Below are 8,765 nucleotides of genomic sequence, written 5' to 3'. Positions count from 1 at the left end.
GCCTGACCCCATATCGTTGGGGCCAGGCCCGATTTTGCCTCTTGACAATGTCCTGCTCATATTAAAAGGAACGTCCCTAAGTGCCGGCACAAGAGGAACGTCCCTAAGTGCCGGCACAAGAGGAACGTCCCTAAGTGCCGGCCAGAGCAACGCCGCAGGTAGAGGACGGACAGCGAGCGACGTCCAGGGCGAACAAGTTGGCATGAAAAAGGCAAGGCATAGACCTTCTGGTCATGCCTTGCCTTTTGAATGACAAATTGTCGCCCTGGACGTCGCGCAGCGTCGAGCCGTTACGCGGTTCGTAGAACCGCGTAACTAGTTAGTACATCTTTGCGCCGGCGGGGATGGAGGCGTCGAGCTGGATCAGGTTGAGGCGCTCCTCACCATCCTCCTCGTGGATGGCACTGATGAGCATGCCGCAGCTGGGGATGCCCATCATCTTGCGCGGAGGCAGGTTGGTGATGGCGAGCAAGGTCTTGCCGACCAGGTCCTCGGGCTCGTAATAAGCGTGAATACCGGAGAGGATGGTGCGGTCGGTACCGGTACCGTCGTCGAGCGTAAAGTTCAGCAGCTTCTTGGACTTCTTGACGGCCTCGCATGCCTTGACCTTCACAGCGCGGAAATCGCTCTTGGAGAAGGTATCAAAGTCGACGAACTCCTCAAACAGCGGCTCAACGGCGATCTTGGAGTAATCGAGCGTGGGCTTAAGCGACTTAACGAATGGGCTCGCGGCGTTGCCGGCCTCTGCAGCCTTGGCGGCAGCGGCACCGGACTGGAAACCCTTCTCGGGCTTCATGTGCGGGAACAGCAGCACGTCGCGGATGGAAGCCTGGTTGGTGAGCAGCATGACCACGCGGTCGATACCGATGCCAATGCCGCCCGCGGGAGGCATACCGTACTCGAGGGCGCGCACGTAATCCTCGTCGTACTCCATGGCCTCGTCGTCACCGCCGGCCTTCTCGGCCATCTGGGCAGCGAAGCGCTCGGCCTGGTCGACCGGGTCGTTGAGCTCGGAGAACGCGTTCGCGTACTCGTGGCCGGCGATGACCAGCTCAAAGCGATGGGTCAGGCGCGGGTCATCCTCAAAGCGCTTGGCAAGCGGGCTAACCTCGATGGGGTAATCGCACACGAAGGTGGGGTTGACGATGGTGTCCTCGCCCAGCTCGTCATAGATCTCGGCGATGATCTTGCCGGCGGTCCACTCGGGCTTGATCTCCAGGCCCTTCTCGCGTGCGGCGGCAGCAAGCTCCTCAACCGGCGTGTCGATGGTGACCTGCTTACCGAGCACGTCGGAGACGATGTCGGTCATGGGACGGCTGGCCCACTCACCGGACAGGTCGATGGTCTGGCCCTGGTACTCAATAACCTCGGGGTTGCCGATAGCCTTGTTAGCGGCCTTAATGACACCCTGGGCGAGCGCCTTCATGCCCTCGAGATCGGAAAAGGCGCGGTAGGCCTCCATCGTGGTGAACTCGGGATTGTGGGTAAGGTCCATGCCCTCGTTGCGGAAGATACGACCGATTTCGAACACGCGCTCAAAGCCGCCGACGATGCAGCGCTTGAGGTGCAGCTCGGTGGCGATACGCAGGTAGCACTCCTGATCGAGCGCGTTGAAGTGCGTGATGAACGGCTTGGCAGTAGCTCCGCCCTGGATGGTCTGCAGGATGGGGGTCTCAACCTCCATGTAGCCATCGGACTCCATAAAGCGGCGGAACGTGGAGAGAATCTGCGAGCGCTTGCGGAAGGTCTCGCGAACGTCGTCGTTGGCGATCAGGTCGACATAGCGCTGACGATAGCGAGTCTCCTTGTCGGAGAGACCGTGGAACTTCTCGGGCAGCGGGCGAACGGCCTTGGACAGCAGCGTCGCGCTCTTGGGGGCAACGGAAAGCTGGCCACGCTTGGTGCGCACGACTACACCGGTCACGCCCAGGATATCGCCCAGGTCGAGTGCCTTGAGCGTGTTCCAGGCGGCCTCGTCCATATCGTTGATACGGCAGAACAGCTGGATCTCGCCGGTCGCGTCGCGCACGACGATGAACATGATCTTGCCCTGACCGCGCTTGGCGACCACACGGCCGCCGATCTTCACGACGTCCTCGGTGTCCTCGCCATCGGCGAGCTCGGCATACTTAGTCTCGATGTCGACGACGTAGTCCTCAATCTCGGAGTGCTCGGGATACGGGTTCTGGCCCGCCTCGAACAGGGAGGCACGCTTGGCCAGGCGAGTGGCGCGCTCGTCGTTGAGCGTCGATGCCTGATCGGCGGCGTTCTGGTTTTCTGCCATAGTTAGCTCCTCAAACTAAAACGCTCCCCAGGATTCGGTCCCAGGGAGCGAAAACATACCTTTACGCGGGACCGTGGTCTAGCGTGCGATCTTGGCGATGGTGTAGACGCGAGTCTTGCCGGAAGGCGTAACGACCTCGACGGAGTCGCCCTCGCCATGACCAATGATGGCGTGGCCGACCGGAGACTCGTTGGAGATCTTGTGCTCGAGCGAGTTGGTCTCGGTGGTACCGACAAGCGTGACCTCCATGACCTCACCGTTGGGATCAATCAACGAAACGGTGGAACCGATGGAGACGGTCAGATCACCCGTGGTGGCAGCAACCTGGGCGTTGGCGAGAATAGCCTGAATCTCGGCGATGCGAGCAGCATTCTGGGCCTGCTTGTCCTTGGCGGCATCGTACTCGGAGTTCTCCGAAAGGTCGCCGAACGCGCGGGCTTCCTTGATGTCCTCGACGATCTCCTTGGCGTAATCGCCCTCACGCCAAGCGAGCTCCTCGACGAGCTTCTGGCGGCCCTCAGCGGTCAGTACGATCTGGCTTGCGTCCATACGGATATCTCCCCAACTATGATGTAACGATCAACTGTCAACAAAAACGAAAAAGACCGGCTAGCCTGCGGGCAAGCCGGTCAGGTGCTCACCCCAAAGGGATGGGACTACTCTGCGTCCGCGTCGCTGTCCTCTGCCTTCTTTTGCTTGGCAGCAGCGAGCTTGGCCTCGAGCTCTGCGATCTCCTTGTCCTCCTTGGACTCCTCGACCACAACGTCCTCGGCCTGCTTGGTTTCGCCCTTATCGTCGCCCTCCATACCCTCGCGGATATTCTTGACGGTAGAGCCGAGGGACTTACCGAGCTTCGGCAGGTTCTTAGGCCCAAAGATAATCAGGACAACAACGAGAATAATGATGAGCTCAGGAGCCCTCAGTCCAAACATGTAGACCTCCACAATACAGCGAGACAAGCTCGAATGAGTATACCGCGGGTATCGCGGTATCACAACAATAGCTAAAAAAAGGGACCGCAAGAAGCGGTCCCTCCTCATGCTCTGGTCGGGTTGACTGGATTTGAACCAGCGACCCCTGCGTCCCGAACGCAGTGCTCTACCAAACTGAGCCACAACCCGTTAGCTCGACTATAGTAACAAAGATTTTCGCCGCGTGCTAGAGAAATTTTTATTTCTTTGGCGCGTCGATTTGAACCGTGTTGGGAATAAACTCAGTCGCGCAGGCCCACCAGCCATTTTGCTGGGCAGCATCGGCAAGCCTTTCGACCGTGGCAGCGGTGTCGCAAATGGCAAACGAGCAGGCACCCGATCCGCACACATCTACAGCAACGGTTCCGTCCTGTTTACGCAGCCAGTCGAGGACCGTTTGAATCTGCGACTCCATCTGTGCGGAAATGACACCCAGATTGTTATGGATGAGTGCATATGCCGTCTCGGCATCACCAGCACGCAAGGCAGAAGCTATCGCGCCGGGCTTGTCCGCAGGCACCGGGGCCTCGTCAAAACGTCGATAGGCTTCAATTGTCGAAACGCTTGCCTCGCGCGGCTTGACCAGCACGACGGGCGTCGCGGGCAGCGCGGGGTACTCAGTTGCCAGCACGTCTCCCCCACCTACGTAGAACGCAGGACTCGCGTGCAAAAAGAACGGGACGTCAGCACCAATGCCCCGCGCAATATCGTCGAGCGCTGGGTCGGTGCGATCAATGCCCCAGAGCTCTGCCAAGGCGACAATGACCGCGGCCGCATCCGTCGAGGGGCCGCCCAAGCCGGCGCACAATGGAATGCGCTTCTCAATCGTCACGCAGATGTTTGCCTCGCGACCATAATGCTCGGCCATAGCAACCGCAACCCGATACGCCGTATTCTTTTGCATGGGAAAATCTGATGCCGGAACCGTCTGGACGGTCAGCGCCTGCGCCGGCGTGACCGTCACGGTATCGGAAAGACCGACGGCCGCCATCAGGGAATCGACCCTGTGGTAGCCGCGGTCATCGCGCTCGGTATGAACCCCCAGGTAGAGGTTAATCTTTGCCGGCGCGGAAAGAGTCAGGGACCGATCGGTCACCGTTAATGCTCCTCGAGCTGATTGCCGAGCGGGGTAAAGATATGCTCGCCGCTCTCGGGGTCGAACAGCTCGACCTGACCGGTGAGCACATCGATATACTGGTAGGACTGACGCGACTTGCGGCCACGACGCTCGTCAACCTCGACAATGAAGACGGCCGGGTGGACGCTCTTGATGGTGCCCATGCGCTCGACGACGCGGGTACGGCCCATGTTGGCCTTAACCTTGACGCGATCGCCCACCATATCGGTCAGCTTCTCGTGGATGTCGTCGACGTGATTGACTTCCATCTCTTCCATGAACAGGGCCTCCAGAAGGTGCAATTCAAAAAGGGGATAATACCCCTAAGATAGACAAAACTCTAATACTATAGCACCCTGTTGTGGCCATACGCAAGTAGCTAAAAAAGCCCGGTCTCGAATACGTACCAGACGACAATCTCGCATGACCAGTTGTTACGCGGTTTGGTAAAACCGCGTAACCTAAAGGTTATCGGTGTCCAAGACGATGGTGAATGGGCCGTCGTTGACCAAGTCGACTTTCATATCGGCGCCAAAAATGCCGTGCGCCACGTGTTCGACATCTTGGCGAACGAGCGTCAGGAAGTACTCGTAGAGCTCGTTGGCAACATCGGGCGCGCCGGCATCCGTAAACGATGGGCGGCGACCGTGGCGGCAGTCAGCGAACAGCGTGAACTGCGACACCACGAGTACCTCACCGTCGACATCGGCAAGCGCCAAGTTGGTCTTGCCGTTCTCGTCCTCGTTGATGCGCAGCCCGCGGAGCTTGCCCCACAGCTTATCGGCCTCGGCACGCGTATCGCCATGGCCCACACCCAGCAGCACCAGGTAGCCGCGTCCAATGCGGCCCACGCACTCGCCGTCGACCGTCACGCCGGCGTTGAGTACGCGCTGCACCACCGCACGCACGGCCTACTCCTCGCCCGTCAGTTTGGCGGATAGGTGCTCGAGCGCATGGAATCGATGGCTGATGGCGTTCTTCTCGTCCGCCGTCAGCTCGGCCATGGTCTTGCCCGGCGTGTCGACCGGCAGGAACAGCGGGTCGTAGCCAAAGCCGTGATCGCCGCGGCCCTCGTGCGCGATAACGCCCTCGCAGGCGCCCTCACCATAGGTGACCAGACCATCCGTGTCGATGAGCGCGACGACACTCATAAAACGCGCGGTGCGATCCTCGTCTGCCACGCCTTCCAAGTTAACGAGCAGCTTGGCGTTGTTGGCGGCATCGTCGCCATGCACGCCCGCATAGCGCGCGCTATACACGCCCGGCTCGCCGTCCAGGGCATCAACGACCAAGCCCGAATCGTCGGCAATGGCCATAAGGCCCGTCTCCTCAACCGCGGCTTGGGCCTTGATGATGGCGTTCTCCAAAAACGTCGTGCCGTTTTCCTCGGGATCCTCAAAATCACCCAGCTGGCCGAGCGCCACAAAGCGCACCTCGGGCATGACCTTGCCCAAAATGGCCTCGATCTCGGTGAGCTTGTGGGCGTTGCCCGTTGCCACGACGATGGTCGCCGCCGGGTCGAGGGTGTCGATGTCAATCTTCTCAAGTGCCATGACTGGCCTCCTTGTCTCTATAGCAAGCCGCGTGAGGGGCGTTTGGGCACTTGACCTCTCCCCTCTCAGGCGATCGGACCTTTCAACGCAGCATTTCAGCAGATAAAACCTACCAAAATAAACCTGTCCCTTTTGGCAGGTTAGGCGATGGCTTGGCGCTGAAGCTCGATGAGCTCGGCGATACCCTTGTCGCCCAGGTCGAGCAGGGCGTTGAGGCGTTTGCGGTCAAAGGGCGCCTGCTCGCCGGTGCCCTGGAGCTCGATCATCTCGCCGGTGTCGGTGGCGACGAGGTTCATGTCGACCTCGGCATGGCTGTCCTCGGAATAATCTAGGTCGAGCAGAGTGTTGCCGTCGACAACGCCCATGGAAATCGCGGCGACCTGGCCCGTGAGCGGGATGCGCTCGAGCTTACCCGCCTCGACCCACATGGCAAGGGCGTCGTGCAGCGCCACCCAGGCGCCGGTAATGCTCGCCGTGCGTGTGCCGCCATCGGCCTGGATCACATCGCAGTCGACGGTAACGGTGTACTCGCCAAGTGCCTTCATATTGACGATGGTACGCAGGCTGCGACCGATGAGGCGTTCGATCTCCATGGAGCGGCCCTTGCGGTTGGCATGCTCGCGCTTGCAGCGCTTGCCGGTCGATGCCGGCAGCATGGCGTACTCCGCCGTTACCCAACCGGCCTTGGCGCCCTTGCGCCAGCCCGGCACGCCCTCCTCGATAGTGGCGGCGCACAGCACGCGCGTGTCGCCGAACTCGGCCAAACACGAGCCGTGGGCGTGCTTCATGACGCCACGGGTGAGCTTAACGGGGCGCAACTCGTTGGCGGCGCGACCGTTGGCGCGGTTGACCTGCATGTACTCCATAGAAATTTCCTTTCGGCAAAAGATGTGGCGAAGGCTTTGGCGGCTGCCTTACATCTATTTCAGCTCATCGATATCGATATGTTCGATGCTCTTGAGCGGCTGACCAAAGATAAAGCTACCCGCCACCGCAAACTCGGCAATGTTATCGGCCGTCGTGGCAAAACGATGCTGCGGCTCGGCGGCGTCGCCCGCCAGCTGCTCGCGGCGCGTGAGAATATCGGTCAGCTCGCGCGTGGTCTCCTCGGCGGAACTCACGACGCGCACCCCAGGCCCCAGCGCATGGCGGATAGGTCCCACCAACAGCGGGAAATGCGTACAGCCGAGCACCACGGTATCGATACCGTGGTCGCGCAGCGGCTCAACCGTGGCACCCACCAGCGCACGCACGGCGGGCGTATCGAAGATGTCCTCGTTCTCAAGCCACTGTTCCTGCAGATGTGCACCCGAGGCGAGCTCGTGTTCGACAACCTCGACAAAGCTCGAGGCAGGACAGCCGTATACATCGACACCGGCATCTAGATCCTGAATGGCGCGCGTGTAGGCGCCCGAGCGGATGGTGAGGTTGGTAGCGAGCACGCCCACGCGACGCGTACGCGTGCTGTTGATTGCTGCACGGGCACCCGGCGCGATCACGCCGATCACGGGAACGTCGAGCACCTGCTGGGCCAGACGCAAGGCCGCAGCGGTCGCCGTGTTGCAGGCGATGACCATAATCTTGACGTCGTGCTTCGAAAGCCAACGACCCGCCTGCAACGCAAACGAGCGCACCTCATCCTCGGTGCGCGTGCCGTAGGGGCAGCGCTTGGTGTCGCCAAAGTAGTAGACGGACTCGTGCGGCAGCGCCGTCGCGATGGCGCGCGCAACCGTCAGACCGCCCAAACCAGAATCGAACACGCCAATCGGGCGCGTGTCACCTGTCGGATTCTCGATATCGGACATTACCTCACCAGTCTCTCTCAAAAAGACATGTCCAAGTGCGGCGACGCCGCGCTACGAACGCGCCGCGACCAGCAGCTCTGCCGTCGCCGCCCAACCATCGACAATTTTGCCGCGCGTAACGAAAGCGTTCTCGCAAGCAGCCAGGAACTCGGGCGCGCCGGCGCTCGTCAGGCCATTCTCGACCAGGCAGAACGTGCCCACGTGATCGGCCATGTAGAAGTCGGACTCGGAATCGCCGAGCGCCAACGTCTCCTCGCGCTCGATCCCTAGGTGCTCGCAGAAGCGCGCAATGGCGACGCCTTTGTTGAGGCCTGCGGGGTTGATGTTGAATGCGCGACCGTCCTCGACGCGATCAAGCTCGAGCGTCGTCGGCTTGGACAGATGCGTCAGGTGACCGTTGCAAGCCCAGATCAGACCGCAGCCGGCCTCGTCCAGGATGGCCTGAACCTCATCGTCGGGCACATCGCCGCGCATGCCGACGGTGACCTCACGGTATTTGTAGCCGGTCGACATGTCGTTGTGATACTCGATCTTGTGCGGCCAGCGGGCGAGGATCTTCTCGCACACGCCGGTCTGCTCGATCACCTGGTGCGGCGTGAGGCCGCAAGAGGAGTCGTAGGGCATGTCGCCGGTCAGATACTCCCAATCGTTGGCTTTGAGGTCGTACATGACCAGGCCGCCCATCTCGCCGATGTAGGAGTTGAGACCGAGCACACGCGCGTCCTCGTGGATCATGGTACGGTTGCGGCCCGAGGTGGGAACCACCTGAATACCAGCGCGAGCGAGCGCCACGACAGCCTCGACGAGTTTGGTCGAGGGGTTGCCGTCGTTGTCGCGCAGCACGCACGAGCCGGGCGCGAGCATCGTGGCATCCAGGTCGGTAAAGACGTACTTGACCTTGGCCAAGCGCTCGCGCATCTCGCCCGAAAGCTCGGCAACGGTCGGCAGGGTGTTGTGGGACATGGTTACTCCGTTTACGTAGAAGGGTTTGGACTTGGACGGCATGTTTTGATTGAGGGAACACGCTTATGGCGA

At 60.8% G+C, this 8,765-nt stretch carries 10 protein-coding genes and 1 tRNA gene; all 11 read right to left on the bottom strand.

The genetic code is table 11. The annotated features are described in order from the left end of the window. Positions 1-319 precede the first annotated feature (319 nt). The 11 genes from lysS to AB5Z25_RS05285 all read right to left on the bottom strand — a co-directional run bounded on the left by lysS (position 320) and on the right by AB5Z25_RS05285 (position 8,693). A complete protein-coding gene (lysS, locus tag AB5Z25_RS05335) occupies positions 320-2,284 on the bottom strand; it encodes a lysine--tRNA ligase (protein ID WP_368134974.1) in 1,965 nt (654 codons plus the stop codon). Positions 2,285-2,362: 78 nt separating this feature from the next. Further along, entirely contained in the window at positions 2,363-2,833 is a 471-nt protein-coding gene (gene greA / locus AB5Z25_RS05330) for a transcription elongation factor GreA (protein WP_006234960.1), read from the bottom strand. Positions 2,834-2,940: 107 nt separating this feature from the next. Continuing rightward, complete coding sequence (tatA, locus tag AB5Z25_RS05325; RefSeq protein ID WP_152073393.1) at positions 2,941-3,216, bottom strand: twin-arginine translocase TatA/TatE family subunit; 276 nt, start codon at positions 3,214-3,216, stop codon at positions 2,941-2,943. A 112-nt stretch (positions 3,217-3,328) separates the two neighbouring features. Further along, positions 3,329-3,405, bottom strand: a tRNA-Pro gene (locus AB5Z25_RS05320). 49 nt (positions 3,406-3,454) lie between these two features. Beyond that, positions 3,455-4,351 carry a 4-(cytidine 5'-diphospho)-2-C-methyl-D-erythritol kinase gene (ispE, locus tag AB5Z25_RS05315; protein WP_271730202.1) on the bottom strand — a complete coding sequence of 299 codons (897 nt, stop codon included), beginning with the start codon at positions 4,349-4,351 and terminating at the stop codon, positions 3,455-3,457. Positions 4,352-4,353: 2 nt separating this feature from the next. Continuing rightward, a complete protein-coding gene (locus AB5Z25_RS05310; protein ID WP_006234957.1) occupies positions 4,354-4,650 on the bottom strand; it encodes a Veg family protein in 297 nt (98 codons plus the stop codon). Between the two features lie 183 nt (positions 4,651-4,833). After that, positions 4,834-5,280 (bottom strand): D-aminoacyl-tRNA deacylase, encoded by a 447-nt coding sequence (gene dtd, locus AB5Z25_RS05305; protein ID WP_055286755.1) that lies wholly within the window; start codon positions 5,278-5,280, stop codon positions 4,834-4,836. Between the two features lie 3 nt (positions 5,281-5,283). Further along, a complete protein-coding gene (rdgB, locus tag AB5Z25_RS05300; protein ID WP_022094898.1) occupies positions 5,284-5,925 on the bottom strand; it encodes an RdgB/HAM1 family non-canonical purine NTP pyrophosphatase in 642 nt (213 codons plus the stop codon). Positions 5,926-6,065: 140 nt separating this feature from the next. Beyond that, on the bottom strand, positions 6,066-6,791 hold the full coding sequence (gene rph, locus AB5Z25_RS05295; protein ID WP_368134973.1) for a ribonuclease PH: 726 nt from the start codon (positions 6,789-6,791) through the stop codon (positions 6,066-6,068). A gap of 54 nt (positions 6,792-6,845) precedes the next feature. After that, positions 6,846-7,730, bottom strand: a complete 885-nt coding sequence (gene murI / locus AB5Z25_RS05290; protein WP_117716881.1) for a glutamate racemase — start codon at positions 7,728-7,730, stop codon at positions 6,846-6,848. 51 nt (positions 7,731-7,781) lie between these two features. Further along, complete coding sequence (locus AB5Z25_RS05285; RefSeq protein ID WP_055309432.1) at positions 7,782-8,693, bottom strand: HAD family hydrolase; 912 nt, start codon at positions 8,691-8,693, stop codon at positions 7,782-7,784. Positions 8,694-8,765 lie beyond the last annotated feature (72 nt).

The sequence above is a fragment of the Collinsella aerofaciens genome (genome assembly GCF_040910325.1).
In the GTDB taxonomy this organism is placed as follows: domain Bacteria; phylum Actinomycetota; class Coriobacteriia; order Coriobacteriales; family Coriobacteriaceae; genus Collinsella; species Collinsella aerofaciens_BL.
The sequence above is the reverse complement of the archived record's forward strand: the minus strand, read 5'-3'. Positions and strand labels throughout refer to the sequence as shown.